The sequence below is a fragment of the Bacillus infantis genome (assembly GCF_008180445.1).
GTDB lineage: Bacteria > Bacillota > Bacilli > Bacillales > Cytobacillaceae > Bacillus_AB > Bacillus_AB infantis_B.
The window spans coordinates 250,005-276,823 of record NZ_VTER01000002.1; the positions used below are offsets into that span (position 1 = coordinate 250,005).

The following is a 26,819-nucleotide window of genomic DNA, read 5'->3' on the forward strand; positions in this document are numbered from 1 at the left end:
AAAATGAAAATATTTAAATTTTTGTTCAGTGTCTCAAAAACAAATGTGATACTTGCCATTGCTGCCGGGATTATCTCTGGTGTTAGTGGAACTCTGGTAATTGCTTTGGTTAATAATATCCTTATGATGGATAATCCAGGAACACTCCAAGTCGTTTTAGGGTTTTCAGGTCTGTGTATAACGATGCTGCTGAGCAGTCTAGTGTCAGGCTATCTATTAATACGCCTGGCACAGGGTTCTATCATTGAATTAAGACTTGATCTAAGTAAAAGGATTCTTTCAACTCCTTTGAGAGGGCTTGAAGAGAAAGGCTCCCATAGATTACTGGCCACTCTTACAGATGACGTTGCTGCCATCATGAATGCGGTTAGTGTCAGCCCTATGCTTATAACCAACTTGGTAATCGTCATAGGATGTCTTGGTTATATGGGCTATCTTTCTTTACCGGTTTTGGGAATAGGTTTTGGATTTATGCTGGCAGCTTTCTTAAGTTACCAGCTAATGATGAAGTTCGCTAATAAATATTTGATCCAAGCTAGAGAGAAGCAAGACGAGCTTTTCAATCACTTTAATGCTCTGACACAAGGTACAAAAGAGCTTAAGACTAATAAGAAAAGAAGAATCAGTTTTTTTCAAAATGAATTGACACCTACAGTACATGGGGTTTATCAAAGTACGGTTAGAGGGATGACGCTCTATACATTTGCAGGTAATTGGGGACAGCTGCTATTTCTCTTCTTTATAGGGTTTGTTCTTTTTCTGGGTCCAGCCTTCAGCCCAGCCAGTTCTGATGTCCTGGTGGGTTATACATTGGCGATTCTGTATATGATGACGCCGCTCATTACTATCCTTAACATAATGCCAAACTTCGGAAGAGCAAATATTTCACTAAAGAAAATAGACAGCCTCAGCCTGGCTTCTGAAGATTCTGTACTAACTGAAGAAAACCTGGAAAGAACAAGCTATGAGAAGCTGGCGCTTATCGGGCTCACCCACCAATATTACAGGGAAAAAGAAGATCTGAATTTTACACTTAAGATAGAGAGTCTAACCTTTACACCAGGAGAATTGGTCTTTCTAGTTGGCGGAAATGGGAGCGGTAAAACAACACTTGCCAAAATGATTACCGGTTTGTATCAACCGGAATCCGGTTCAATCTTCCTTGATAATAAAGAAATAAGAAATCAGGACTTAGATTATTACAGGCAGCTCTTCTCCGTCGTCTTCAGCGATTTTTACCTTTTTGATAATTTATTGGGGGTAGACTTAGAAAAACAAGAAGAGACAGCACAATATTACTTAAAGCTCTTGCAGCTGGATCATAAAGTGAAAATTGAGGATGGCAAGTTATCCACAACAAAACTTTCACAAGGACAAAGGAAAAGGCTTGCCCTGTTGACCGCTTATCTAGAAGATAGACCCTTTTATGTATTTGATGAGTGGGCCGCCGATCAAGACCCTATCTTTAAGCAAGTGTTCTATACACAACTTCTTCAGGATCTCAAGGAACGCGGAAAGACCATCCTAGTCATTTCTCATGATGACCAGTATTTCCATCTGGCTGAAAGAATGATTATTGTAGACTACGGACAGATTGTGAGTGATGAACGTCAAGAGTCTAACCACTCTAAACATCTGGTGGCTGAATACTAAATTTCTTTGAAGGAGGTGAAAAAGATGAAACAAGAATCGATTTTATACAAAGTTGTTTTTAACCATGAAGAACAGTACTCTATCTGGCCGGCACACAAAAAAACGCCAGCTGGCTGGACAGAAGAAGGTACGGTAGGAGAAAAAGAGGCATGTCTTCAGCAAATTGAAAAAGTGTGGACAGATATGAGGCCTCTTAGTCTGCGTAAAGCAATGTCATCCCAAAAATAACAACCTTGAGTTCAGATTAAAGAGTGCGAAGCTTATTCCTAAGATTTTTATAGCTTCTAAAATTTGAGTTGAAAACAGCGACTCCAGCATAGTGAATATTGGATTGGCTGAAAAACAGTATATAAGGAGCGATATAATGGCTTTTGCAAAAATCAAAACAGATCTTCCGGGACCTAAATCGCTAAAAATTTTGGAAAAACAAGGATCGGTGGCCCGTGCATTTGGGACCTTTGTTCCCTCGATTGTAGATTATGCAAAAGGAGCACGTGTATGGGATATGGACGGAAATGTCTTTTTGGATATGGCAGGAGGGGTGGGCTGCCTAAATGTTGGGCACAGTCATCCGAAAGTTATTCAGACTATTCAGAAAGAGGTAGAGCGATTTACCCATACCGACTTTACGGTTATACCTTATGAATCATATATAGAGCTTGCAGATCGTCTATGCAAGATGATGCCTGGAAAAGAGCGTAAGAGAGCTGCCTTTTTCAACTCGGGGACTGAAGCTGTGGAAAATGCGATAAAGATTGCCAGAAAATCAACTGGGAAAAGGGGAATTATATGCTTTGACGGGGCATTTCATGGGAGGACAATGTTATCCCTTTCACTGACAAGTAAGGTTAAGCCTTATAAGGAGAACATGGGCCCATTTTTTAACGATATTTATAGAATCCCTTTTCCTAATCCCTATCGCTGGAATGGAGCAAACGATGAGGAAGAGGTTTCAAAACAGGCCATTGAATCACTGATGAACTTGTTTATTACTCAAATTCCTCCAAGTGAGGTGGCTGCCCTCATCATTGAACCTATCCAAGGGGAGGCAGGATTTATTACTCCACCAGCAGGCTATTTGAAAGCTGTTCAAAAAATCTGTAATGAAACGGGAATCATTTTTATTGCTGATGAAGTACAGACAGGCTATGGCCGTACTGGAGAGTTCTTAGGATCGGATTATTTTGGCATTGAACCCGATATTATCACTCTTGGCAAATCCATTGCTGGGGGACTTCCTTTATCAGCTGTTATTGGTAAAAAAAGCGTTATGGACTCAGCCGGAGATGGAGCTGTTGGAGGAACATTTGTTGGGAATCCAATTTCTTGTGCTGCTGGATTGGCAGTCCTGGATATTTACGAAGAAGAAAGGCTTGGAGAGAAAGCTCAGATAATCGGGAGACAGTTACTCGAAAAGGTTACTAGATTGAAAGAGCAATCGATCCTCATTGGAGATATTCGCGGTGCAGGAGCAATGCTGGCGTTTGAGCTAGTAAGAGATCACGAAACACTGGAGCCGGCAGACTCTGAAACCATGGAGATTATTCAGAAATGCCTGCATAAAGGAGTCATTCTTTTTAAAGCGGGCCTTTATAATAACGTCATCCGTTTTCTAGTGCCTTTGGTCATTTCAAAAGAGGAGCTGGCTGAGGCTTTAGATATCATTGAAGAGTCAGTGTTAGAAGTAACTGAGAATTTCTATTCGAAAAAAATGGCCATGTCAGGTGTATAGGGATGATGAATTGTAAGAATTATATCAACGGACAATGGAAACAAGGAACAAGTGGCCGCACCATAGTTAACTACAATCCTGCAACATTAGAGCAAATCTCCTATGGGGAGATGTCTTCGCAAGAGAATATATTAGAGGCAATTGAGCATGCACAAAGTGCTTTTTACAGGTGGAAAGAGGTTCCTGCTCCCAAAAGGGGAGAATTGCTCTATAAAATTGGGGATTTAATAAATGCTAGAAAAAAAGAACTGGCTAAAATCATAACAGAGGAGATTGGCAAAACAAGAATCGAAGCTGAAGGAGAAGTGCAAGAAGCTATTGATATGGCATATTACATGGCCGGGGAAGGGCGCAGAATGTTTGGGCAGACTATACCATCTGAACTCCCGCATAAATGGGCCATGTCTGTCCGCGAACCTGTGGGAGTAATTGGTGCAATTAGTGCATTCAATTTTCCTATTGCTGTTCCGTCATGGAAAATATTCCCTTCTTTAATTCTTGGAAATACAGTTGTGTGGAAACCGTCTCCAGAAACAAGTGGGATTGCCACTGAATTTATCCGGTGCTTTGAAGATGCAGGTCTTCCACCAGGAGTAGTGAATCTTCTTCTTGGAGGAAAAGAGGTTGGAGAAGTCCTTGTGGAAGATTCAAGAGTAGCTCACATTTCTTTTACAGGCTCAACTGAAACAGGAAGAAAAGTCTACGAGCGGGCCGCCAGACATTTAAAAAGAGTATCTCTGGAACTGGGAGGAAAAAATGCTGTTATAGTTTTGAATGATGCCAACTTGGATTTGGCTGCAGACGGAGTAGTTTGGGCTGCTTTTGGCACAAGCGGGCAGCGTTGTACATCAGCTAGTCGAGTTATAGTCGAGCGAGAAGTTTACGGTGTTTTTTTAGAGAAACTTCTCCTTAGAACCAAACAGCTAAATGTAGGGGATGGAAGACAAGCGGGTGTCAATGTAGGCCCTCTAATCAATGAAGAAACAGTTGAAAAAATGGAGTCCTATGTTAAGTTAGCAAACGAAGAAGGGATTCCTGTTCTATGTGGTGGTGAGAGGTTTAAAGAAAAAATAGGACACTTTTTTAAACCTACAATCATAGGACCAGTCAATGCTGATCATCAGCTCGCAAGAGAAGAAATATTTGGGCCCATTCTCTGTCTGATCAAAGCGGACAACTTTGATCATGCCCTACATATAAACAATAGCAGCTCCTTTGGTCTTTCTACGGCACTATTTACCGGAAATGTAAACAAGTCCTTTAAAGGAATCCGCGGAATTGATACTGGCATTGTTTACATTAATCATGGCACTACTGGAGCAGAGATACAGTTGCCTTTTGGTGGTACAAAGAATACCGGGAACGGGTTAAGAGAAGCCGGGCAGGCAGCATTAGATGCCTTCAGTGAGTGGAAAAGCATCTATGTGGATTACAGTAATACCCTGCAGCGGGCCCAAATCGATACAGAGAGTTTGTTAAGCAGCATGATAAAAAATTAGAAGGGTGAAAGAGGGTGCAAAACGCACCCTTTTCCCCTAACTTCATGATAATCTATAACGTTTACTCAGAAGCTTCAGGGTTAACCCGCTTAACAGCAAAGCGATTAATACATTGATTCCATTAACTAAGAGGTTCCACCACAGAAATCCAGATACCTTAAACAAGTGAAATTCAATACCAATTCCGGGTGCCAGCACAGGAGTAAATATTAGGACTGTTAGAAATTGAAGCACCAAATAATACATACCTGCCAGAAGAATGAAAGCAACCGGCTGCTTAAAGGAAACAGGCCTTCTGGTTTGTTCATTTTTTTGATATTTGGGCTGTTCTTCGGTTACTGCATTATCAATAAAATGAGCAGCAAATTCCTCAGGAGAGCCTAAATCCTGCCAAAAATCTTCATTATGCAACCGTGCTTCATGCAAATGTTCGATTAACTGAATTTTAGCGTCGTTACGATAAGATGGACTGACTCCGTTATTTTTAAGAATATCCAGGATTTGATCGACATATTGCTGCTCCTGGTCGGTTAAGCCAGATTTCATGGTACTAGAATTCCTCCTTTAAGTTACCTGCATTTTTGGCAAGTAAGGATTGTATGTCATGTTGGATGGTAAACCATTCGTTAAGTTCTTGCTTTAAAAACTGAACTCCTGTTTCGTTGAGTTCATAGTAAATCCTTGGCCTTTCATCATCTCCATATTCTTTTGATACATTTACAAGCTTTTTCTCTTTGATCCTGGTTAGTATAGGATAAATACTTCCTACTCCTTTCAGTTTAATGTTAAAACGCTCTAATTCTTTCATAATTTCATAACCATAGCTCCTTTTTTTATACAGAATACTTAAGACACAAATTTCCAGGCTGCCTTTAACAATCGTTATTCTATCCATGATTTCATTATACTCAATGCATATACTTCAGTCAAATATATATTTATTTGAAAAATATATTTGTTTTGAGTATGTTTTGTTGTAAACTATTTACATAACTTAAAATTTTTTCTAGAAGGAAGGGACACTATGGGCTGGTTAAAGTTATTGTTAGAAAGGAAACTGATTGTTGGTTTTTCTCTCCTGCTCCTTATTGTTATAAGTGTTGTTTTTATTGAGAAGCTGGAGAATCAATTTTATCCGGAAATCAACTATGATACGGCTACCATATCTGCCTATGCAGAAAATATTCCGGCGCTTGATGTAGAAGAGAAGATTACGTTTCCAATTGAAGAGAAGATTGGCGGGATCGAAGGAATCAATTCCTTTGAGTCCACTTCTTCAGAAGGGCTAAGTACAATAAAAGTAACTTTTCAAGAAGATCATGGGGATGAGGCATTCAATCATTTAAAGGAAGCGATGAGTGAAATTCAAAGCGAACTGCCCATGGTAAATGAATTGGAAACACTCAGAAGTACTACATCCCAATTTTATGAGATGTTCATGGATCTGCATGATGGTGATATCAGTACAATGACAGCATTTGCAGAAAGTACTCTCAAACCGAGACTGGAAGCACTGCCTGAAGTTCTGAAGGTGCGCGTTGTCGGACAAAATGAAAAAAGCGTTGAAATAAAGCTAAATCAGGAACAAATGAAACGCTACAATTTAGAATATAACGATATAGAAACTATCCTAAAGCAACATAATTCCAATGTTTCTTTTGGGAAAAATATAGAGGATGTGGATCAAACTGCATTAAGATGGGATACAAGCCTGCAGACGGTGGAGCAAATTAAAGATATCATCATACCTGCTGGCCAAGGTGTTGTTTTTTTGAATAATATTGCAGAGATAACGGTTGAAGAAACACGGAATAATCAAGAATTGTGGAGAGACGGAAGTGCTGATTACGTTTGGGTTTCAATTGGCCGTACAAATGGTGTGACTCAGGCAGAGATGACGGACGCTGTTCGCAGTGAACTGAAGAAGATCAAGCAAGAAGGACATGTCGAGGGCTTTTCATTGGAAGAAACCATTGTACAATCCGACTTTGTCAAAGACTCTATCGGCAGCCTCCAGATGAACGTGATTTACGGTGGCATTCTAGTGGTTATTGTCCTGCTGCTGGTTCTCCGTAACTTTGGGGCAACAGCCATTATCGGCATGAGCATACCTGTCACTGTTCTTTTAACATTCCTTCTAATGGCCTTATTTGACCTCAGTGTTAACTTGATCAGTATTCTGGGTCTAGGGATTGCCCTTGGAATGATTGTGGACTCGTCCATTGTTATTATGGAATCTATCTATAAGAAGAAAGAGCAGGGATTGGATGACAGGACAGCCACACTCCTAGGAACAAAGGAAGTATTTACACCCGTCTTAGCTTCTACTTTGACTACAATGACTGTATTTCTTCCAATCGGACTAATAAGTGGAGAAATCGGAGAGTTCGCAAAAATCCTTTCCATTGTCATTGTTCTGAGTCAGATCACTTCTGCTATTATTTCCTTTACCTTGATACCAGTGCTGTCTGAAAAATTCTTAAAGGTAAAGAAAAAAGAAGGGGTGAAAAAAGAAAATCAGCTTCTTTCCAGATACAATCGATATATTGACTGGATGAGTAAAAATACAAAAAGAAAACTTGGTGTAATGTTCTTATTTCTTCTTGTAACAGCGAGCTCGCTATTGCTAACTCTTGCTGTCCCAGTTACGCTTGTTCCGGATTTCTATAACCGCCAGGCAGAATTTTATGTCGGCCTTGAACAAAATACTACCCCAGAAGACCGTGAAAGAGTTGCACAGGGGATATCTGAATTTCTTTCAGAGACACCAGATATAGCAGGCTATAATGTGCGAAAACTGGATCGGAACCGCATGTACATTTATGTGAAAATGACCCCCGAAGATAAAGCCACCAAGACGCAAGACGAAATCAACAAAAGCATACATGAAAACTTAAGAAAAATGTCCCAAGACTATCCTGTAACTGCCTCCGGATCTGTTACCTATCCCATTCAGATCAGTGTGAAAGGCACAGAGTATGATCAAATTCAGGCTGTTACAGAAGGCCTGATTGCCGAACTATCTAAAATTGATGGTGTCCAGGGATTAACAAGTACATTGGAGAATAGCCAAGCAGAAAAAATGGTTCGAATAAACAGAACCAATCTATTGGAGGACCGGCTATCGCCGTCAGACATAAAAGAAGAACTTGATCTTCTATCCAGCAGTGAGTCGTTAGGCAGTGTTCCCTATGAAGGCACAAAGGTACCTGTAAACTTGTCATTTGATGCAAACCTGCATGAACAAGGTACACTTGAGGATATTACGATCAGTACTATTAATGGGGATGAACCCTTAAGTAAATATATTACTTATGAAGATGTTTCTTCTCCATACGAAATTAAACACCAAAATGGAGAACGAACGATCCAGGTGGTTGGAGACATCGCAGGAAGAGATATGGGGGCAGTCAGCAGCGATATAGAAAAAACAGTAAACCAGTATAAACTAGATCCTGGATACTCGATTGACATTGGCGGCGGGATACAGCAGCAGCAGGAAAATTCAAAAGAAATGTATCTCGTTCTTGTACTTGCACTCCTGCTGGTCTTCGCCATCATGTCCATTCAGTTTAACAGTCTCATTCACCCAATTGTTGTTATGTTTGTCATTCCACTTACTTTGACAGGCGTCTTAATTGGCCTATTCATTACCCAGACGGAGTTAAATCTTCTGTCTGCCATGGGCATGCTAATTTTGATTGGCATTGTAGTAAATAACGGAATCTTGTTGATAGATCGAATTAAACAGCTTAGACTAGAAAAAATGCCTCGTTACGAAAGCATTAAGGCTGCTTGTAAAGAAAGGATCAGGCCAATCTTTATTACCTTCATAACAACGGTTTTTGGGGCAATCCCACTTGCTATCACAACCGGGCATGCAGGACAGTATCAAAAGCCAATGGCGATTGCTCTGATCTTTGGATTATCGTTCTCAGTATTAGTGACTCTGTTGTTTGTGCCAGTCGTCTATGTACTGTTTGAGGATAGCATAAGTAAGATTAAGAGGATTTTTATTAAGAAAAAAGAACCGATTCCTAAAGATAAAAGTAACCATTCGATATGATAAAAGCCAGGAACCCCGTATAGAAGTATGGGGTTCTATTTTTGAGGAATTACTTTCAAATTTATTCGGCCGTACACAAGTTCAACCAATAACTTTTAAACAACTTATTGAAAAAGTACAGCTTGAAAAGTACTAATATCATCTGCTTTATTACATCTATTTTTCAATACCGGCGTCCATAAATCTAGACTAAAATTATAATTGATAAAAGTATCGTTTTTATCAATTATATTATTTGGAGGAATGAACTGTATGAAAAAAAGTAGAAAAGCAGGTTTAAGTATTGCAATCGCTTTAGGACTTTCACTCTCATTCTCACCTTCCAGCTTTGCAAAACCCTCAGAGACAAACACATACCTCAATGAAATTGTCGAACTCCAGCCTGGAACCACAAAAGAAGAAATTCTAAGCTCCATCCAAGACTATGCAAAATCTCAAGGTCTATCCAAGGACGAGGTTATTAAGATGGTACACTCTGAATTGATTCGTGATAAAGAAGAAGGCGACAAAATAGCGAAGGAAAATGATAACGAAAAGAAAGATATTGTTGTTTTCGGAGGTTCCGCTGGTTCCTATACTCTTCCAATGAGCAGTAAAGGAAACATTTATTATACTGACTCTTACACAGCCTACTATAACCATGGACATGTAGGGATGTACTCAGCTTCTGATAAATTAATTGAAGCTGTTCCAGGTGATGGAGTCCGCCAGATTAAATATAATGGGCGGAATGTTGAGAAAAACAGCATCATACAAAAAGTGAATGTTACCTCTACTCAAAAAAGTAATGCTGCCGACTGGGCAGTGAGTCAAGTAGGTTCGTCTTATTCATTTAATTTTGCGACCAATAGACTGACAGGGCATGATGGAGACAAAAATTGCTCGAAGCTGTTATGGTCTGCATTTACCCTGAAAGCCAATATTGATATTGATAATAATGGTGGAATGGGTGTCTATCCACGTGATATTACAGCATCATCTTACACTAGTACAATTGCTACTATCAATTAATAGAAAGGAATACACTTATGGCTTATTGCTCATAAGTGTATTTTCTTGTTAACACCAAATAAGAAAGGGGTTCCGTATGAAGAAAAAATTGACTTTGATGGTTGGTATATTCGCTGGATTACTTCTACTTACAGGTTTGTATTTTCTATTTATAAATGACTCTGGCAAGGCAAGTGAAAATGACCTGGACAAGGTTGACTTTTTGAAGGACAAAAAGGCTGCAGTGTATTTATCAACCACAGCGGATCAAGATACATATGGCGGCGGAAAAAGCATAGCGGTTTTCATCAATAAAAAGGGTGCTCCTGTTTCATTTGAAATGGAGGGGCTGGAGCTGGGCAGCATCGGCATAAAAGAAAATGAAGTTCTTTTAGAAGATAAGAAGAACTTTTATAAAATTGCAGAAGGATTTGAAAAGATACAGAGAGAGGACTACCAGCACACTGGCGATCATATTGGCATTCTGGAAAATAGAAATAGCTTTTACGCACTTTTTAATTCGGGTTATGACAAAGAGGCTGGAGGTTATCGTTCTGATTATTATTGGGAGGAAAACGGTGAATTCGAAAAAGGGACAATTCCATTTTTTATAGAAGCATCTGTTATATATAGAGATAGTCTATACACCCTATCCTCTAGTGAAAATGATGAAAGTTATGTGCTCAGCGAAGTTAAGCTTAAGAAGGACACGCCGATGAAAACGATTGTGGAGATTGGAAAGAAGGAGAACAGCACAACGTTTGGGCAACTGCAGGCGGATGAGAAGAGTATATACTTTATTAGGCAAACAAGGAATATAACAGAAATGGTCACCGTAGACAAAAAGTCAGGCGAGCATTTTTCTGCTGAAGTTGCAACATATTCCAATGATGATGAAACTCTCTATCAGCAAACTCCATTTAGTTTTAAACGATGTTTTTTTCTATATAATGAGCATTTATATTTTGCAGATGGCTTTGGTGATGTATATCGTATACCAAAAGAGGGAGGTGAAGGTACAAAAGTATTTTCTTTACCGGCAAAGAGCCTGGAAGGCAGTTTAGAAGTGTTTCAACAAAATGGCCACCTTTATCTCTTTACTTTAAATCATAAAAACAATTCTGCAAAAATTGAACAATACACACTCTCGAATGGGAAAAAAAGTGGGGAGCTAAAGATAAATGATTTTCCAAATATGAATAATATTAATACTAAAATGTATTTGTATGATTTTGTAATGCTTGAAGACCTGGAGTAATATTCAGGTCTTCTATGGTTCCTGGAAATACATAACATGAAAAAGGCATAGAAGCAGTTACTCGAAATACTCTCTGGTTAAGGACGTTTCGGGATAACGAGCAAAGTTAGTCAATTTTTTAACTCTACTTTACTTTCATTATATAAGTTTGCAAATACACCTTGAGACTCTTTATCAATTATTTGATAAGCAGAATATACATATAAAATTCTTCTTACTTCCTCAGGGGAATATTGATCCTTAATATCCTCTATTAATTTTCTCCATTCTTCCAAATTATATACACCACTTTCAGTTTAGTAATCTACCCTAAATGATAATAGAAAATTCTTACAATATCAACATGATCATTACCAGTCTATGGGAATGTTCATAAAGAAATAATATCAACATTTCATTTAGGAGCATTACACATCTTTGGATCGCCCGGGGATTACAGCAGAAAGAATCACCAGGACATAATAGTGTAAGAACTCATATTAGAACCCGCAAAGAGACCTGACGAAAGAGGCTGCATCAAGTAAAATAAACCCAAAGAGCTGCAGCGGCTGCTGCAAAAAAGAAAGGCAGGCAACCCGGTGCTAAAATGGCTGAGTAAATACATCAAATTCGAAACAACAAAAAAATGGGGCTACACCTACAAAAAGTCCGGCAATGGTGTGAGTGTGTCCTACAAAACCTTTACCGGTACAGATTTTTATAATTTCACATTCAAAAAGGGAGCCGAGGTTACGATTTCCTGCGAGGCAGTGGTTGAAGAGGGAGAACTGACGATTGAATGGAATGATGGAAGAGAGATGATATGGAGGAAGACTTTTAAAGAAAGCGGGAAGGAAACTTTTACAGCGGCGGCCTCAAGCCGGCTTCATGGCGTTAACCTGATAGGTGCTGATACTAGAGGCAGCTGTAGGGTTGAGTTTACCGATACGAAGGTTTAATATCTCCACAAAAAAAGCCCAGAACACAGCGCTCTGAGCTTTTTTCAATCCTTCTCATCTGTATAAATACGTAATGCCCCAATGACAAACACAACCGGAAGAATCACCACACCCAATCGGAAAGGGCCGATGTCCAGTGTCATGAGCAATATAAAAACGGGCAGTGCAATCATCATAAACACTGAAGCAAATTTAGTATAGCGGATTGCAGCTTCGGAAACTTCAGGTTCTTCACTATACATCCATCGCTTCCCCCAGAGCATACTTTCCTCAGCGTTAAAATAAGTCCACAGCAGTAAGGCATAGACAGGGATCATGAAGACAATAAGCAGATATGCTTCAACTATATGATCAACCATAAGCGGCCTCCCAAGTTTGTCTTACTATTCATACGGGGTGCCTCCTGGAAAAGTTCCACATTATATCCGCGAACTGTTCTTCTGAAAATCAACATCCTGATAATAACTGTTCTTCACCAATACATTCGGGCCAAGGCATTTGACGGCCGGACAGTGGCAGTTGAGTTCAGCTGCGAGCTTTGTTTCCTGCCAGCTGTTAAAGATGTCAGGCAGGGCATCCCTCTGGATATTGCCAAGCGCAGGGGTGTCGCCGAAGTCGGTTACGATGACATCGCCTGTGAAGATATTGACGTTGAGCCGGGATCGGCCGTCCGGGTCATTGCGGACGGTGATATTTTTGCTGCTGTACAAGCGCTTCAGGAGCTCCAGGTCCTCGTCGCTCGTGCTGCACGGATAAAACGGCAGGGTGCCGAACAGCATCCAGGTGTTTTCGTCCCTCACATCAAGGAGGTGGTGAATTGCCTTCCTGATTTCATCAAGATTCAAAGTTTCCAGTGATGAAGCAAAATCTGATGGGTACATAGGGTGAATCTCATGCCTCTGGCATTTCATTTCCTCAGTAATCTGTTTATGTATGCTTTCCAGATAGGGGAGGGTACGCTTGTTGAGCATGGTTTCCGCAGACACCATGACACCGGCATCGACCAGGGCGCGGCTGTTTTCGATCATCCGGTGGAACAGCCTGACGCGCTGCTCTCTTGTCGGCTTCCGCTCCATCATCGCGAAGCCGCCTTCAATGAAGTCCTCTTCTGTTCCCCAGTTATGGGAAATATGCAGCACATCCAGGTAAGGGGCGATCAGCTCGTATCTGTCCATATCCAGTGTCAGATTGCTGTTCATCTGGGTGCGGACACCGCGCTCGGATGCATATTTGAGAAGTGGCAGCACATAATTCTCCACCGATTTTTTTGAAAGCATCGGTTCTCCGCCTGTGATGCTGATTGAGCGGAGGGCAGGGATTTCCTCAAGGCGCTTCAGCAGCAGGGGGAGGGGCAGGGCATTCGGGTCCTTTGGCTGCAGTGTATAGCCGACGGCGCAATGCTCGCATCTCATGTTGCAGAGAACTGTAGTTGTAAATTCAATATTGGTTAATGTCAGCTTGTTATATTGTTCCATATCCATATAAGCTTCCCATGGATCATGGCTCGGTGTAATGCTTGTTTTTTCAATAATCATGCGGTATCTCCTTCTAAAAATGTCCTTAATCATTACTATGCCGTGAAGCCTATGTCAATGATTTTTTGCGTCCCTCTGAAAAATCATAGTTTATGAATCTCTCAAAATGGGAAATAACCTAGTAATGATAGCATAAATCAAGAGGAGGAATGCAAGATGGCACAGCAATTTGGCAGTACGAATACGAATTCTGAAAATACTGGAACGAGCGCGGGTGTATCTGTACCAGGAACTGGAACAAGCGCGGAATCAAGAACAGGTACAAGCTCAAACACAGGCATGTCAACAAGCGTGAACCCTGACACTTCGAGCACCAATTCAGGTACAGGCTCAAACTTTAGTACAGGTACAAGCTCAAGTTCAAGCTTCAGCTCAGGCTCAAATTCAAGCAACCACTACGGCTCAACGAATGACAACAGCAAGCTCCTGAAAGGGATTGTGCTTGGCGGGATTGTCGGCGGAGCCCTTGCCCTGCTCGATACTTCAACACGCAACAAGGTAATGGGCACTGCGACTGACCTGAAGGATTCTTCTATGAAAATGTTCAATGAAGTAAAGGAAAATCCTGGCGAAGCCAAGGATAATATGATCAGCCAATTCAAGTCTGCATCTTCGACTTTGAAAGAAGCGATCAGCGATGCCCAGAAGCTGTACGAGCGCGTTAATAATGACGTATTCGGAAAAGTGAATGAGTTTAAGGGCATGTCAGGTGATGCGAAGTCTAACTTCCAAGACGCGAAAAGCGGTCTCATGGACGCAAAGGACGATTTGATGGATATCGGCAGCAAGGTAAAAGATGCCGGCTCTGAACTGGTTGAAAGCCCAGTGGGCGGTTCAGGCTCATCTGACAGCACAAGCTCGTCAAACAGCTCTGACAGCTCATCCTCAACTTCAAACAGCAGCAAGTCAAACACTTCAAGCTCAACTGGCTCAAATGGAACAACTGCGTTCTCAAGTGATTCCAGCAAGAGCACAGCGACTGCAACTCCATCTACTCAAAAGAACAGCAAAAACCTTTAATAGATCATATCATCCAGGGGCGGCATCAATCAGATGCCGCCTTTTTGTGCGTGAATTACATTATCTGGCCATGCTGGAAACTTCTTAACTGCCGCTCTTCGTTTCTCTTTTGAAGAGAAGGGGTATTGATTGATACAAGAGTAAAGCCAATTGTACTGGAGGAATATAGATGATGTTTCGCAAAGGCAAGAACATGACAGCGGAGGATGAAAAAACTTCACACGAAAGGGAGAGTGCAGAAGGAACGAAAGCGATGGTGGCGGCGCCGCACCATGTCGCAGCCGATATCGGCGAGAAGATTTTAAAACAAGGCGGAAACGCGGTCGACGCGGTCATCGCCATTCAATTTGCCCTTAATGTCGTTGAGCCGATGATGACAGGCATCGGCGGCAGCGGCTTCATGATGGTCTATGACAACGAGAAGAAGGATACCAAAATCTACGACGGCCACACAAGAGCGCCTAAAGCGGCACATCCGAAAATGTTCCTCGATGAAAATGACGAGGTCATCCCGTTCCGTGAACGGAGCACACATGCCACAGCAGTCGGGGTTCCCGGCATCCTGAAGGCGATGGACGAGGCCCTTAAAGCGCACGGAACCATGAAGCTGGCCGACCTCATCCAGCCGGCCATCGATATTGCGGAAGAAGGAATTGAAGTTAACTGGGTGCTCGCTGAAGCGCTCGAGAATTTCCACTACCGCCTCGGCCAGCATGCGAAGGATTTCTTTATGCCCGAAGGAAAAGCCCTGAAGGAAGGCGACATTCTGGTAAAAAAGAAGCTGGCCAACACATTCAGGACCCTGCAGGAAAAAGGGGTTGAGGCTTTTTATGAAGGAGAAATTGCCGAAGCTATCATAGGGGCATTGAATGATCTCGACGGCTTTATGACACTGGATGATCTGAAAAACTACCGCGTAACGGTTGATGAGCCGATTTGGGGCGAATACCGCGGCTATAAGATTGCTTCTTCTGCGCCTCCAAGCGCCGGCGGACTGACAGTGATCCAGATTCTCAAGCTTCTTGAAAAATTTGACCTCAAGCAATATGGTCCGAAATCATGGGAAAAGTACTATCTGTTCACAGAGGCCATGAGGATTGCGTTTTCCGATAAAATCGCCTTCAACACGGATCCGGAGTTCGAGGATATGCCGATCAAGGGCCTTCTTCACGATGACTATATAAAAGAGCGCCAGAAGCTGATCAATTTTGAAAGAAGAAATGACGCAGTTGATTTCGGCAATCCGTGGAAATATGAAGACGGCGAGCCGAAAAAGGTAATCCGCCAGCCGGATGATCTGGAAAAGAGCGAAACGACGCACTTTACCGTCCGCGACCAGTGGGGCAATATTGCCGCTGTCACTTCGACGGTTGAACATCCATTTGGTTCAGGGATCTTCGTGCCGGACCATGGCTTTATGCTGAATAATGAGCTGACAGACTTTGATGCCAATCCTGGCGGCATCAACGAGGTAGAGCCTGAAAAGCGTCCGGTCAGCTGTAAAAGTCCTACAATTCTTTTCAAGGACGGTGAACCGGTCCTTACCCTCGGATCACCGGGCGGACCGACGATCATCGCATCTGTCTTCCAGACGATCGTCAATGTCATCGACTTTGGGATGGATCTGAAGGATGCTGTTGAAGAGCCGCGCATTTTCGCAGCCACCGGCCCGCTCGTTGAATGGGAGCCGGGAATCAGTATGGAAGCAAAGGGTGAATTGGAGTCCCGCGGATATGAATTCGGGGACAACCCGAGCCGGATCGGAAACGTCCAGGCTATTAAAATTGATAAAGAAGCAGGCAAGCTTTACGGTGCGGCTGATTCAAGCCGAGAAGGAAAAGCAGTCGGGCTGGAATAATAAAAAACAGGCTGCCTTTCCCGGCAGCCTGTTTTTCTGTTATTTTTTGCTGATATTCTGCAGGGTGGAGGATTCCTCTTTATCCGACTTCTTAAGGACCGAAAAAGATCCGTCGGACTCGAGCACAACCGCTTCTGCTTGTTCAAGCGAGGAGAGGCCCTGGCTTCTTGCCGCCTGGAGGATTTCCACTTCAAGCACACGCTCTTTCTTCATTTCATCGTGAAGATAGCTGCCTTTATAGTATAAAAGCGTCGGATTCGATTTGATCAGCTTGCTTACGGTCTTGCTATGGACAGAGGTCCAGGCCACCAGGTATTGAAGCCCGATGAGGACGCAAAAAGCGGTGAATCCTTCGACCAATGCCACTTTTTTATTCAATAGAATCGTGGCGAGCGTCGAACCGAGTGCCACCGTCACAATCAGATCAAAGGCATTCATCTTGGACAGGGTCCGCTTTCCTGAAATACGGAGCACCAGAATAAGAAGAAGATAGCTGCATATCCCGACGATCACCGTTCTGTATATATTATCCCAGCTGTTAAAAAACATCATATACCTCCCAGGAGTCTTTACTTAGCCTTTTTCCTCCCAGATTGCCGCTGAAACATCCGAAAGGTTTGGGATATACTAAAAACCGTCAGCATTTGCGAAAAATCGACTTTTCCGGTAAAGTAAAAAGAGCATTTCGGGTGCCTGCGACAGGCACCGGTATGAAAGGAGAGATTGCTTTGGGCAGTCCAATACAAGATAAAAATCAGCAGGTTACATTCCTGAAGCACCGCTTAAATATGTTCATGGATGTCCTGGATGCGATAGATCCAGAGGACACGGAGCTTGAAGACATAGACCGTCTGATCGAGATGATCGACGAACTGGAATCTAAGTGTAAAGAATTTAATAACCGCGAAGAGTAGGAGGGAGCCCTGGTTTGAGGGCTCTTTTTATTTTAGGCTGTGCGGCTGTCAGGTGGCTGGTCGCAAAAAAAAGGTTGAAGGCCGCGATATACTTGAAGTCGCAAATAAAAACCGAAACTCGCAAATATATCCGGAAACTCGCAAATAAAACGAAAATCCCGCAAATATCCCAAAAAACTCGCAAATATCCCCAGCAACCACACCCCGCCGCCCACCGAAATCCCACCTGTAACCGATTTCACCTCCCCCTTTAAATCACCAAAGGATAGGAGTATAATAAAATCGTGAAAATTCGTACAAAAAACAGAAGATTTTTGAGGGGAACGAAAGGGAAGGGGATCTTGCTGTGAATTTCGAGACATTACAGGAAAGCATGTACCAGTTGATTGTGGAGACTTCTACGAACCTGCCGAAGGATGTGCGCCGCGCGATCAAGAGTGCGAAGGAGCGCGAGAGTGCCGGCACGCGTTCGGCGATGAGCCTTGGGACGATTACGAATAATATTAAGATGGCGGACGATAATGTATCGCCGATCTGCCAGGATACAGGATTGCCGACTTTTAAAATCAAGACGCCGGTCGGTGTGAACCAGCTCGAAATCAAGGAAGCAATCAAGAACGCGATCGCCCTTGCAACGAAAAACGGGAAGCTGCGCCCGAACTCTGTGGATTCGCTGACAGGGGACAACAGCGGCGACAATCTTGGCGCCGGCACGCCGGTCATCAAGTTTGAGCAATGGGAAAAAGATTATATCGACGCGCGCCTGATTCTAAAGGGCGGCGGCTGTGAAAATAAAAATATCCAGTACAGCCTTCCATGCGAGCTGGACGGACTGGGCCGTGCGGGCCGCGATTTGGACGGGATCCGCAAGTGCATCCTGCATTCTGTGTACCAGGCACAGGGACAGGGCTGCAGCGCCGGCTTCATCGGCGTCGGCATCGGCGGCGACCGCTCTTCCGGCTATGACCTGGCCAAAGAGCAGCTGTTCCGTTCAGTGGATGATGTGAACCCGCATCCAGACCTGCAGAAGGTTGAGGAATATGTCCTCGAAAATGCCAACAAGCTTGGCATCGGCACCATGGGCTTCGGCGGCGAAACGACGCTGCTCGGCTGCAAAATTGGCGTCATGAACCGCATCCCGGCCAGCTTCTTCGTCTCGGTAGCCTACAACTGCTGGGCATTCCGCCGTCTCGGCATCAGCATTTCTCCTGCAACAGGCGAGATCAATGAGTGGATGTACCAGGAAGGCGAGAAGATCGATTTCGCACCAACAGAAGCCGAGCTTGAAACAGCGGCTGCTGTAGAAGAAACAGCCCAGAATGTGGTCACGCTGCAGGCGCCGATCACGGAGGAGCAGATCCGCGCTCTGAATGTCGGCGATGTCGTACAGATCAACGGCATGATGTACACTGGCCGTGACGCAATCCATCACCATCTGATGGACCATGATGCACCGATCGACCTCAATGGCCAGGTCATCTACCACTGCGGTCCGGTCATGATGAAGGACGAGGCAGGCGAATGGCATGTCAAAGCGGCAGGGCCGACGACCAGCATCCGTGAGGAGCCTTACCAGGGCGATATCATGAAAAAATTTGGCATCCGCGCCGTGATCGGTAAAGGCGGAATGGGGCCGAAAACACTGGCAGCTCTCCAGGAGCATGGCGGCGTTTACCTGAATGCCATCGGCGGCGCAGCCCAGTATTATGCAGACTGCATCAAAAAAGTCGAAGGCGTCGACCTGATGGAATTCGGCATTCCGGAAGCGATGTGGCATCTAAAGGTTGAAGGCTTCACAGCTGTCGTAACGATGGATTCACACGGCAACAGCCTCCACCAGGATGTGGATAAGTCTTCACTAGAGAAACTGTCCCAATTCAAAGAACGGGTTTACTAATAAGATACAAAAGCGGGGAGCCAGGTGCTTCCCGCTTTTTCTAATGTTTGACAGAATGCTCCCGCCCATTTTCACAAACACTAAACCTAAAAGGTTTGAAGGAGGAAATGGGATGAGATACTGGAAGCAGCTGATGCTGGCCCTTGTGCTGTTTTTTGCCGGGAGTGCTTCTGCCCACGCAGGGACCGCCAATTCGCCGATCCATTGGGGCTTCAAGAAGGCAAAGGATGAAGTGCCGGCAGAGGCAGGTAAGCCACTCGATGATCTGCTGGAAAGGTACGGGTCTTATTATAAAGGCGATACAAGCAAGAAGGATATTTATCTGACATTCGATAACGGCTATGAAAATGGCTATACGGAGAAGGTCCTTGATGTTTTGAAAAAAGAACAGGTGCCGGCCGCCTTTTTCGTGACAGGCCATTATTTGAACAGCGCCCCGGACCTTGTCAAGCGGATGGCGAAGGAAGGCCATATTGTCGGCAACCACTCCTGGCACCACCCGGATATGACGCGGATCAGCGATGAGAAGCTGGCGAAGGAGCTGGAGATGGTCCGTGCCAAGACGGAGGAGCTGACAGGCGTCAAGCAGATGGCCTACCTGAGGCCGCCGCGCGGGATTTTCAGCGAGCGCACACTTGACCTTGCGAAAAAGCAGGGCTATACCCATGTATTCTGGTCACTTGCCTTCGTTGACTGGCACAGGGACGCACAGAAGGGCTGGGAATATTCCTATAACAATATCATGAAGCAGATCCACCCCGGCTGCATCCTCCTGTTGCATACCGTCTCAAAGGACAATGCCGATGCACTGGAAAAAGCGATCCAGGATCTGAAGAAAAGGGGCTATACGTTTAAAAGCCTTGATCAATTGGAGATGAATAAAGCGTTCGAACATGATATGCTGTACTAGACACCTGCCCAAATCATCAAGGATTTGGGCTTGTTTCTTGGGAGCAGCATAATCCCAAGTGTTATAATAAGGTAAAAAACACAAGGGATGGATGCTAGTTGGCTATTTTTCAAATGAAAGGACCTTATAACTTTGATCTTGTATTGGACAGGCTTTCGCTTGATCCGCTTCATGCTGTTGACAAGGAAAAGCGGAGTGTGAAGGTTCCTTTGATGATTGAAAATGAACCGATCGCTGCCGAGGTGACAGCGACGGGAACCACTGAGCATCCTGAATTCATTATAAACGGCACAGAGGGAAAGCATAAAGAAAAAGCGGAAGAGCGCCTGGCGCAGATCTTTCAATGGCATATCCCGCTTGAGGATATCCATACCCATTTCCAGGGGACAGAGCTGAAGGCGATTTTTGACGAGCATTACGGCACACCGGTTGTGCTGGATTTCGATCCGTACGGCTGCCTGCTGAAATGCATCATCCACCAGCAGCTCAACCTGTCATTTGCCTTCACACTGACGAAGCGGTTTGTCGAGACATTCGGTTTTCAAAAAGACGGCGTCTGGTTCTATCCGCGTCCGGAAACAGTGGCCGCCCTGACAGTGGAACAGCTCCGCGAGCTCCAGTTCAGCGGCAGGAAAGCCGAGTACGCCATCGGCCTCTCACAGGAAATCACCGAGGGAAGATTGAATCTTGAGGAGCTGGCAGAAGAGCCGGATGAAAACATCATGAAAAAGCTCATCAAAATCCGCGGCATCGGCCCATGGACGGTCCAGAACTTCCTGATGTTCGGACTCGGCCGCCAGAACCTTTTCCCGAAGGCAGATATCGGGCTGCAAAATGCCCTGAAGAAATTATATAAGCTTGAAGCAAAACCGACCCACGAGCAGATGGACGAATATATGCTAGGGTGGGATCCTTATCTAACCTATGCTTCCCTGTATCTATGGCGAAGCATTGAATAAATGGAGTGAAGCAGCACGATGAAAAACGAACAAACCGTAAAAATACAAGAAAAGCAGACCTTCCCGCTCACAATCAAGCGGCTCGGCATCAATGGTGAGGGCGTCGGCTATTTTAAAAGACAGGTCGTCTTTGTACCAGGTGCACTGCCTGGAGAAGAGGTCGTCGTCGAAGCCACAAAGGTGAGCCCGAAGTTCGCCGAAGCCAAAATCAAAACGATCCGCAAAGAGTCCGAGTACCGCGTCCAGGCGCCATGCCCGGTCTATGAACTGTGCGGCGGCTGCCAGCTGCAGCATCTCCGCTATGACCGGCAGCTGCAGGAAAAGCGCGACATCGTCATCCAGGCGCTCGAACGCCATACAAAGCTTCCGGTTACAGGGCTCGACATCCGCGACACGATCGGCATGGAGGATCCGTGGAACTATCGCAACAAAGCGGCCTTCCAGGTCGGCCAGGAGGATGGAAAAATCATCGCCGGCCTCTATGGGCTCAACTCCCATAACCTGATCAACATCCCGCAATGCGTCGTGCAGCATCCGCACACCAACAAAGCGATCGGTGTTGTCAAGAAGGTCATGAACAAAATTGGCATCTCTGTCTACAACGAAAAGACGAAAAAAGGAACCGTCCGCACCATCATGGCCCGGACCGGCATCCAGAGCGGCGAGCTCCAAATCGTCATCATCACATCAACCAAGGACCTGCCGAAAAAAGAGCAGCTCATCACAGAAATCACCAAAAGGCTGCCGCAGGTCAAATCAATCATGCAAAACATCAACGGCGAAAAAACATCCCTGATCTTCGGAAAAGAAACGCGCCATATGCACGGGGAAGAATACATCCAGGAAACACTCGGGGACCTCTCCTTCGAGCTCTCCGCCCGCACCTTTTTCCAGCTCAACCCAGAGCAGACCGTCAAGCTCTATAACGAAGTCAAAAAAGCCGCCAGCCTCACAGGCAAAGAAAAGGTCGCAGACGCCTACTGCGGCGTAGGCACCATCGGCCTCTGGCTCGCAGACCAGGCAGGCGAAATCCGCGGCATGGACATCATCCCGGAATCCATCCAGGACGCCAAGAAAAACGCCGCCAGAAATAACATCAAGCACGCTAAATACGAAACCGGGAAAGCTGAAGTTCTTCTGCCGAAATGGATGAAAGAAGGCTGGAGGCCGGACGTCATCGTGGTTGATCCGCCAAGGACTGGCCTTGACCAGGCGCTGCTGAAAACGATTTTGAAGGTGAAGCCTAAGAAGGTTGTGTATGTGTCCTGTAATCCGTCGACATTGGCGAAGGATATTGCGGTGCTGGATCCGGAGTATAAAGTGGAGTATATGCAGCCGGTGGATATGTTTCCGCAGACGGCGCACGTTGAAGTGGTAAGTGAATTAGTATTGAGGAGTGGAGCAGGTTCCTGAGGAGGGGGCCTGTTTTTTTTATAAGTATACATCTCCATTTTTGAGCCGTTCAATTGGAGATAAGAAAAAATGGTAATGCATTGAAGCATAATTTGTGTAGTGTCTTGCCCAGTCTTTTTGACAGAAAGTTGCATTATTTAGATGCTGCTGGGGAATAAGGGTTTCTAGAAATATTCATAGTCTTTACTCCAAACCATTTTTTATATAAGTAAAAATGGCTTTACTAATCACCCTAAAATTAAAAAGATGATTTCTTAAATATTTATTTTAGATCTATTTTTTAATTTTATTTGACAAGATCCAATTTAAAAGTTAATATTTTATTAGATTAACATAGATCTAATTTTATTAGAAAAGAGTGAGCGTTGTGATTAAGATCCCTTTGCAGAAAGTTGTTCAAAAAGGTAAAACCTTTTATGTTATGGTAGCAGATCCAAGGACAATAGTTGGACTTTTACCAAAAGTGGAAGCGGGTTCCTCTCAAGAAACACAAAGACCGTGGTTAAAAAAGAAAGTAATTGAAATTAGTTCTTACGTAGCTGGTAAGTTGAAAATTGATGCAAATTATCGTGCATTGGGGTTAATCCCGAATAACCCTATATTAGTAATTAACCATCCTTTGGAAATTAAAAAGGAAACTGTAGAAGTGAAAAATGGCGATATAACAGAAGAAAAGGATATGTACTATATTATGATCCCTACAGAGTTGGAGGATGGGAGTATCTATGAGGGTTCCATTGATGCCCTGGACGGTCAACATCGGTTAAGGTCCTTTGATCCAGAGTTTCGAGATCCTAAGTTTTCAGATCATACCCCCTATCAAATGATTTTTTCGGTGTTTGATGACCTTAGTAAGAATGAAAGAAAAGAAATATTTATGATTACAAATGAGAAGCAAGATAAGGTATCAACTAACCTTATCCGTCTTCTTAAAAAAGCACTTGGTTTGTTGAATGAAGAAGAAGAAAAAGTTTTTGACATAACTGAAGGCATAAATGTGGAGCCGTTTTCAGTTTTAAAAGGTCGAATTATGTTTGGCTCTGATAAAGTGCTAAAGGGGTATAAAGATACCCAATTGTCCAAAATTCTTTCAAGGTCAGGGACTATTGACAGTTTTGAAACCTATGGTATTGATAATACAGAAAAGAAGGTAAAGGTAATTTCAAATTACTTAAAGGCCTGGGAAGAAATCTTTGATGTTAGCTATCAAGATCCAGGAAAAGACACACTTACAAAGATAAGTGGGGTACGTTATGTCCTTTATCTATTCCCTAGCATTTTTGAAATCCTGATGAAGAATCAGAAACCTGCAACTAAAGACAATTTTAAAGAGATTATCCTTAAATTGCCTCAAGCTACTGGTATAGATAACGTTTTTGAAAATCCAAATACTTCCTTAGCTTTTCGAGGCGAAGGAGCTACTGTCAAGTTATCCAAGGATCATGGTAAGGACTTACTTACTCATATTAATAGTGAGAATACAAACTTTGATCCCACGGATGGGATTTAATCATGGTGGCTAAAAAACTTAATGAGTTATTATTTCGTAATGACATATGCATGGATGACTTACTAGGGAAAATATACCAAAATATGCTATTAAGCGTTTTTGAAACAATTTGCCTGGAAATGAAAGATATAAAAGTTCGAAAAGATGTGCTTGCGAACCTCCGAAAATCTATCCACCCTGAATTGTATATTCGGCGCCTTGCCCTTAAAATGAGTGGTTGTGATTTATCTATTGAGGAATGTAATGAACTGTATAATTGGCTAGTGGCATATTTTAGAAAAATTAATACTCGAAAAAAGTTCCCAGTTAGCCTCAGAAACGAATTACTCAATGAGCAACAATATCTTTGCAACATTTGTTACAAAGACATTAACGCTTCTAATTCTGAAATTGACCATATCATTCCATGGGATTATGTTGGAGATGAGTTAGACAATAACCTTCAACTCTTATGTTGTAAATGTAATGAAAGGAAAGGGAGAAGCATTTATTTCCAGTTGAATATGCATCTTATCAATCTTAAAGAGGCTCAGTAATCTATATGTATATATAAATTGCTAGATCAGGTTGCTAAAAGAAATGTTAGTCATTCTTTTAAAAATCTTGTGCCTAAAAAATAGGTGTCTGACCCCATGTTAGCTAAAGTTTTAAGGCGTATGGGGTCAGGCACCTTCTTTTATTGGAAGAGAAGGTGCCATATGGATCGCAGACTATGCAGGCGAAGTCCGCGGCATGGACATCCCAGAATCCATCCAGGACGGCAGGAAAAGCAAAAACATCAAACACGCTAAATACGAAACAGGTAAAGCCGAAGTCTTGTCGCAGAAATGGGTGAAAGAAGGGTGGAGACCTGGCGTCATCGTGGTTGATCCGCCTAGGACAGATCTTGACCAAGCGCTGTTGAAAACGATTTTGAAGGTGAAGCCTAAGAAGGTTGCTTATGTGTCCTGTAATCTGTCGACATTGGCAAAGGATATTGCGGTGCTGGATCCGAAGTATAAAGTGGAGTATATGCAGCCGGTGGATATGTTTCCGCAGACCAGCCATGTAGAAGTGGTAAGTGAATTGGTATTGAGGAGTAGAGCAGGTTCCAGAGGAGGGGCCTATTTTTGGTCAAGCCAAAAAAAATATTTAAGTTAGTGCTAGTTAGTTATTGATTTTCCAATTCAAGGATACGAACTATTTAATTGTGGGGTTACACCCAGCCATTGAGGGTAAGAGGAGATTTTTAAGGAGTTTTATTTACATTTGCTAATGATTCAACTAAAAAAGAAACGAGGATTCTAAGGGGAAAAATCCTGCGTCTCATTTGTGCAGTGAAACTTAGTCCTTAAATTAATTTTGGTTTGTCAGCTATTGCTAGGAGAAGGAGGCTTTTGGGCTGGTGGAGCCGGTGGGCGTGGAGAAGATGGCTTTGGATTTAATCCCCCTTTTTTTGTTGATCCCTCACTAAGTTTTTTACCATTTGTCAATTTAGTTCCCCCCTTTATTTTACCTATTCGCTATCACAGGAAACTCTATAATAATATTGTTCAAATTACAAGATATATATACTCCTTCCATAAAGTATAACTCTTGTGCTGTAGAATTTGTATAGACATTTACATCTCGCAATAATAATTCATTTCCCTCATGCGTATCTGAAAAAGCTTCAACCCAACCTTGATACATTAAATCTTTCTCCAAATCTCTTATAATTACCCATCCAATGTCCGGTGAATCAAATGTATATGACCATACATCCAATTGACCGAATTTCTTTGTTACTTTAGCCATTTTTGCTAGGCGGTGAAGTAATTTATGGTTTATAAACGCTGAGAATAGTATTGATAAAAAAATTGAGATTACAGTTGCGATTAAAACTTCTGTAATATTTATAGAGGCATCCTCTTTAATTAATGAATCAAGGAAGTTGACCCTCCATGTAGGAGTCAAATCTCTTAAAGAAACAATCCAATTATTTATAGCAACTACAATAAACAACATGAAATATGAAGATAATCCAAGCATGAAAGAGTGTAATAAGAATACCTTAAACTCACGGCCTCTATGAATGGTTAAATTATCAATAATAAGGCTAGAGATTATACCAGGAAAAAAGATTAAAAGTAACCTAACAGTAAGCTCCGAAAATTGCATTCCATACCTCCAATATTTGAAATGTTATCTAGTCTCAAAAAAATTCCCAGTAAGCATTTGGTAATTTAACCTTTATTTGCTATAATTATACATACTTAGACAAATTCCCACAATGAAATTAAGGGGTGTTGATTAATTTGGCGAAGAAAAGAATTTTTATTAGCTTTGCAATTGAAGATAAAACATTAAGAGACTTTTTGGTGGGGCAAGCTAAGAATGCAAATTCTCCATTTGAGTTTGTTGATATGTCTGTAAAAAAACCATGGGATTCATCATGGAAAACAAATTGTCGAACTAGAATAAAAGGCTGCGACGGGGTATTAGTAATTGTAACAAAAAACACAAAAAATGCTGATGGTCAACTCTGGGAAGTTAAGTGCGCCAAAGAAGAGGAAATTCCCCTAAGAGGAGTCTGGGGGAGTCAAGATAATCGTCCCGCAACATTACCTAAAGAGTTAGAGGGAGTTCGTGTTGTAAACTGGTCTTGGGAGAATATAAAAAATTGGATAAATTCATTATAATAACAAG

General features: G+C 42.9%; 25 protein-coding genes and 1 pseudogene. 19 read left to right on the forward strand and 7 right to left on the reverse strand.

What is annotated here, in order from left to right; translation table 11 throughout:
• The first annotated feature begins 3 nt into the window (after positions 1 to 3).
• The 4 genes from FZD51_RS03560 (at position 4) to FZD51_RS03575 (ending at position 4,884) form a co-directional block, all read left to right on the forward strand.
• Entirely contained in the window at positions 4 to 1,653 is a 1,650-nt protein-coding gene (locus tag FZD51_RS03560; protein WP_148973510.1) for a cyclic peptide export ABC transporter, read from the forward strand.
• Between the two features lie 24 nt (positions 1,654 to 1,677).
• Complete coding sequence (locus FZD51_RS03565; protein WP_148973511.1) at positions 1,678 to 1,881, forward strand: MbtH family protein; 204 nt, start codon at positions 1,678 to 1,680, stop codon at positions 1,879 to 1,881.
• A gap of 136 nt (positions 1,882 to 2,017) precedes the next feature.
• Complete coding sequence (gabT, locus tag FZD51_RS03570; protein WP_148973512.1) at positions 2,018 to 3,385, forward strand: 4-aminobutyrate--2-oxoglutarate transaminase; 1,368 nt, start codon at positions 2,018 to 2,020, stop codon at positions 3,383 to 3,385.
• Positions 3,386 to 3,390: 5 nt separating this feature from the next.
• Positions 3,391 to 4,884 carry an aldehyde dehydrogenase family protein gene (locus FZD51_RS03575; protein ID WP_148973696.1) on the forward strand — a complete coding sequence of 498 codons (1,494 nt, stop codon included), beginning with the start codon at positions 3,391 to 3,393 and terminating at the stop codon, positions 4,882 to 4,884.
• Positions 4,885 to 4,926: 42 nt separating this feature from the next.
• Here the strand turns inward: FZD51_RS03575 and FZD51_RS03580 are convergent, their stop codons facing one another.
• A complete protein-coding gene (locus FZD51_RS03580) occupies positions 4,927 to 5,430 on the reverse strand; it encodes a hypothetical protein (RefSeq protein WP_148973513.1) in 504 nt (167 codons plus the stop codon).
• Between the two features lie 4 nt (positions 5,431 to 5,434).
• Positions 5,435 to 5,779: a PadR family transcriptional regulator gene (locus tag FZD51_RS03585; protein ID WP_148973514.1), complete on the reverse strand. Its 345-nt coding sequence runs from the start codon at positions 5,777 to 5,779 to the stop codon at positions 5,435 to 5,437.
• Between the two features lie 129 nt (positions 5,780 to 5,908).
• On the opposite strand from FZD51_RS03585, the gene FZD51_RS03590 reads away from it, so the two are divergent.
• The 3 genes from FZD51_RS03590 (at position 5,909) to FZD51_RS03600 (ending at position 11,198) form a co-directional block, all read left to right on the forward strand.
• Positions 5,909 to 8,950, forward strand: coding sequence for an efflux RND transporter permease subunit (locus FZD51_RS03590; protein WP_148973515.1), 3,042 nt, complete (start codon positions 5,909 to 5,911; stop codon positions 8,948 to 8,950).
• A 252-nt stretch (positions 8,951 to 9,202) separates the two neighbouring features.
• On the forward strand, positions 9,203 to 9,961 hold the full coding sequence (locus FZD51_RS03595; protein WP_148973516.1) for a hypothetical protein: 759 nt from the start codon (positions 9,203 to 9,205) through the stop codon (positions 9,959 to 9,961).
• A gap of 76 nt (positions 9,962 to 10,037) precedes the next feature.
• Positions 10,038 to 11,198, forward strand: coding sequence for a hypothetical protein (locus FZD51_RS03600; protein ID WP_148973517.1), 1,161 nt, complete (start codon positions 10,038 to 10,040; stop codon positions 11,196 to 11,198).
• Positions 11,199 to 11,308: 110 nt separating this feature from the next.
• On the opposite strand, the gene FZD51_RS26030 is transcribed toward FZD51_RS03600, so the two are convergent.
• Positions 11,309 to 11,473 carry a hypothetical protein gene (locus FZD51_RS26030; RefSeq protein ID WP_187445616.1) on the reverse strand — a complete coding sequence of 55 codons (165 nt, stop codon included), beginning with the start codon at positions 11,471 to 11,473 and terminating at the stop codon, positions 11,309 to 11,311.
• A 303-nt stretch (positions 11,474 to 11,776) separates the two neighbouring features.
• Here FZD51_RS26030 and FZD51_RS03605 point away from each other — a divergent pair, with 303 nt between their 5' ends.
• Positions 11,777 to 12,136 carry a hypothetical protein gene (locus FZD51_RS03605; protein ID WP_148973518.1) on the forward strand — a complete coding sequence of 120 codons (360 nt, stop codon included), beginning with the start codon at positions 11,777 to 11,779 and terminating at the stop codon, positions 12,134 to 12,136.
• Positions 12,137 to 12,180: 44 nt separating this feature from the next.
• Here FZD51_RS03605 and FZD51_RS03610 read toward each other — a convergent pair whose 3' ends face one another.
• Together FZD51_RS03610 and yfkAB are read right to left on the reverse strand one after the other, a co-directional pair.
• Positions 12,181 to 12,495 carry a hypothetical protein gene (locus tag FZD51_RS03610; RefSeq protein WP_187445617.1) on the reverse strand — a complete coding sequence of 105 codons (315 nt, stop codon included), beginning with the start codon at positions 12,493 to 12,495 and terminating at the stop codon, positions 12,181 to 12,183.
• A 60-nt stretch (positions 12,496 to 12,555) separates the two neighbouring features.
• Complete coding sequence (gene yfkAB, locus FZD51_RS03615; RefSeq protein ID WP_148973519.1) at positions 12,556 to 13,671, reverse strand: radical SAM/CxCxxxxC motif protein YfkAB; 1,116 nt, start codon at positions 13,669 to 13,671, stop codon at positions 12,556 to 12,558.
• A 156-nt stretch (positions 13,672 to 13,827) separates the two neighbouring features.
• Here yfkAB and FZD51_RS03620 point away from each other — a divergent pair, with 156 nt between their 5' ends.
• Both FZD51_RS03620 and ggt read left to right on the forward strand, forming a co-directional pair.
• Positions 13,828 to 14,691: a hypothetical protein gene (locus tag FZD51_RS03620; RefSeq protein WP_009792099.1), complete on the forward strand. Its 864-nt coding sequence runs from the start codon at positions 13,828 to 13,830 to the stop codon at positions 14,689 to 14,691.
• A 169-nt stretch (positions 14,692 to 14,860) separates the two neighbouring features.
• On the forward strand, positions 14,861 to 16,549 hold the full coding sequence (gene ggt, locus FZD51_RS03625) for a gamma-glutamyltransferase (protein ID WP_148973520.1): 1,689 nt from the start codon (positions 14,861 to 14,863) through the stop codon (positions 16,547 to 16,549).
• Between the two features lie 39 nt (positions 16,550 to 16,588).
• Here the strand turns inward: ggt and FZD51_RS03630 are convergent, their stop codons facing one another.
• Entirely contained in the window at positions 16,589 to 17,098 is a 510-nt protein-coding gene (locus tag FZD51_RS03630) for a DUF421 domain-containing protein (protein ID WP_420886212.1), read from the reverse strand.
• Between the two features lie 179 nt (positions 17,099 to 17,277).
• Between FZD51_RS03630 and FZD51_RS03635 the strand changes: the two genes are divergently transcribed.
• The 8 genes and pseudogenes from FZD51_RS03635 to FZD51_RS03670 all read left to right on the forward strand — a co-directional run.
• The gene (locus FZD51_RS03635; RefSeq protein ID WP_009792096.1) at positions 17,278 to 17,463 is read left to right on the forward strand and encodes an SE1561 family protein; all 186 of its coding nucleotides are present in this window, start codon (positions 17,278 to 17,280) and stop codon (positions 17,461 to 17,463) included.
• A 373-nt stretch (positions 17,464 to 17,836) separates the two neighbouring features.
• Positions 17,837 to 19,360: a fumarate hydratase gene (locus FZD51_RS03640; protein ID WP_148950668.1), complete on the forward strand. Its 1,524-nt coding sequence runs from the start codon at positions 17,837 to 17,839 to the stop codon at positions 19,358 to 19,360.
• A gap of 112 nt (positions 19,361 to 19,472) precedes the next feature.
• Positions 19,473 to 20,270, forward strand: coding sequence for a delta-lactam-biosynthetic de-N-acetylase (pdaA, locus tag FZD51_RS03645; protein WP_148973522.1), 798 nt, complete (start codon positions 19,473 to 19,475; stop codon positions 20,268 to 20,270).
• 113 nt (positions 20,271 to 20,383) lie between these two features.
• Positions 20,384 to 21,229, forward strand: a complete 846-nt coding sequence (locus FZD51_RS03650; protein WP_187445628.1) for a DNA-3-methyladenine glycosylase family protein — start codon at positions 20,384 to 20,386, stop codon at positions 21,227 to 21,229.
• An 18-nt stretch (positions 21,230 to 21,247) separates the two neighbouring features.
• On the forward strand, positions 21,248 to 22,642 hold the full coding sequence (gene rlmD, locus FZD51_RS03655) for a 23S rRNA (uracil(1939)-C(5))-methyltransferase RlmD (protein WP_148973524.1): 1,395 nt from the start codon (positions 21,248 to 21,250) through the stop codon (positions 22,640 to 22,642).
• Between the two features lie 367 nt (positions 22,643 to 23,009).
• Entirely contained in the window at positions 23,010 to 24,152 is a 1,143-nt protein-coding gene (locus FZD51_RS03660; RefSeq protein WP_148973525.1) for a DGQHR domain-containing protein, read from the forward strand.
• A gap of 2 nt (positions 24,153 to 24,154) precedes the next feature.
• The gene (locus FZD51_RS03665; RefSeq protein WP_148973526.1) at positions 24,155 to 24,688 is read left to right on the forward strand and encodes an HNH endonuclease; all 534 of its coding nucleotides are present in this window, start codon (positions 24,155 to 24,157) and stop codon (positions 24,686 to 24,688) included.
• A 160-nt stretch (positions 24,689 to 24,848) separates the two neighbouring features.
• Positions 24,849 to 25,292: pseudogene (locus tag FZD51_RS03670) on the forward strand (hypothetical protein); the annotation flags it as partial.
• 351 nt (positions 25,293 to 25,643) lie between these two features.
• On the opposite strand, the gene FZD51_RS03675 reads toward FZD51_RS03670, so the two are convergent.
• A complete protein-coding gene (locus tag FZD51_RS03675) occupies positions 25,644 to 26,291 on the reverse strand; it encodes a DUF6338 family protein (RefSeq protein WP_148973527.1) in 648 nt (215 codons plus the stop codon).
• A gap of 137 nt (positions 26,292 to 26,428) precedes the next feature.
• Between FZD51_RS03675 and FZD51_RS03680 the strand changes: the two genes are divergently transcribed.
• Positions 26,429 to 26,812, forward strand: a complete 384-nt coding sequence (locus FZD51_RS03680; RefSeq protein ID WP_148973528.1) for a TIR domain-containing protein — start codon at positions 26,429 to 26,431, stop codon at positions 26,810 to 26,812.
• Positions 26,813 to 26,819 lie beyond the last annotated feature (7 nt).

Excerpts from the sequence above, each read along its gene's own strand:
- FZD51_RS03675 (WP_148973527.1), bottom strand. The coding sequence starts at position 26,291 with ATGCAATTTTCGGAGCTTACTGTTAGGTTACTTTTAATCTTTTTTCCT.
- FZD51_RS03650 (WP_187445628.1), top strand. The coding sequence starts at position 20,384 with ATGAAAGGACCTTATAACTTTGATCTTGTATTGGACAGGCTTTCGCTT.
- FZD51_RS03565 (WP_148973511.1), top strand. The coding sequence starts at position 1,678 with ATGAAACAAGAATCGATTTTATACAAAGTTGTTTTTAACCATGAAGAA.
- FZD51_RS03665 (WP_148973526.1), top strand. The coding sequence starts at position 24,155 with ATGGTGGCTAAAAAACTTAATGAGTTATTATTTCGTAATGACATATGC.
- FZD51_RS03620 (WP_009792099.1), top strand. The coding sequence starts at position 13,828 with ATGGCACAGCAATTTGGCAGTACGAATACGAATTCTGAAAATACTGGA.
- ggt (WP_148973520.1), top strand. The coding sequence starts at position 14,861 with ATGATGTTTCGCAAAGGCAAGAACATGACAGCGGAGGATGAAAAAACT.
- FZD51_RS03585 (WP_148973514.1), bottom strand. The coding sequence starts at position 5,779 with ATGGATAGAATAACGATTGTTAAAGGCAGCCTGGAAATTTGTGTCTTA.
- FZD51_RS03595 (WP_148973516.1), top strand. The coding sequence starts at position 9,203 with ATGAAAAAAAGTAGAAAAGCAGGTTTAAGTATTGCAATCGCTTTAGGA.
- FZD51_RS03610 (WP_187445617.1), bottom strand. The coding sequence starts at position 12,495 with ATGGTTGATCATATAGTTGAAGCATATCTGCTTATTGTCTTCATGATC.
- FZD51_RS03560 (WP_148973510.1), top strand. The coding sequence starts at position 4 with ATGAAAATATTTAAATTTTTGTTCAGTGTCTCAAAAACAAATGTGATA.
- FZD51_RS03600 (WP_148973517.1), top strand. The coding sequence starts at position 10,038 with ATGAAGAAAAAATTGACTTTGATGGTTGGTATATTCGCTGGATTACTT.
- FZD51_RS03580 (WP_148973513.1), bottom strand. The coding sequence starts at position 5,430 with ATGAAATCTGGCTTAACCGACCAGGAGCAGCAATATGTCGATCAAATC.
- rlmD (WP_148973524.1), top strand. The coding sequence starts at position 21,248 with ATGAAAAACGAACAAACCGTAAAAATACAAGAAAAGCAGACCTTCCCG.
- FZD51_RS03630 (WP_420886212.1), bottom strand. The coding sequence starts at position 17,098 with ATGTTTTTTAACAGCTGGGATAATATATACAGAACGGTGATCGTCGGG.
- gabT (WP_148973512.1), top strand. The coding sequence starts at position 2,018 with ATGGCTTTTGCAAAAATCAAAACAGATCTTCCGGGACCTAAATCGCTA.
- FZD51_RS03575 (WP_148973696.1), top strand. The coding sequence starts at position 3,391 with ATGAATTGTAAGAATTATATCAACGGACAATGGAAACAAGGAACAAGT.
- yfkAB (WP_148973519.1), bottom strand. The coding sequence starts at position 13,671 with ATGATTATTGAAAAAACAAGCATTACACCGAGCCATGATCCATGGGAA.
- FZD51_RS03590 (WP_148973515.1), top strand. The coding sequence starts at position 5,909 with ATGGGCTGGTTAAAGTTATTGTTAGAAAGGAAACTGATTGTTGGTTTT.
- pdaA (WP_148973522.1), top strand. The coding sequence starts at position 19,473 with ATGAGATACTGGAAGCAGCTGATGCTGGCCCTTGTGCTGTTTTTTGCC.
- FZD51_RS03640 (WP_148950668.1), top strand. The coding sequence starts at position 17,837 with ATGTACCAGTTGATTGTGGAGACTTCTACGAACCTGCCGAAGGATGTG.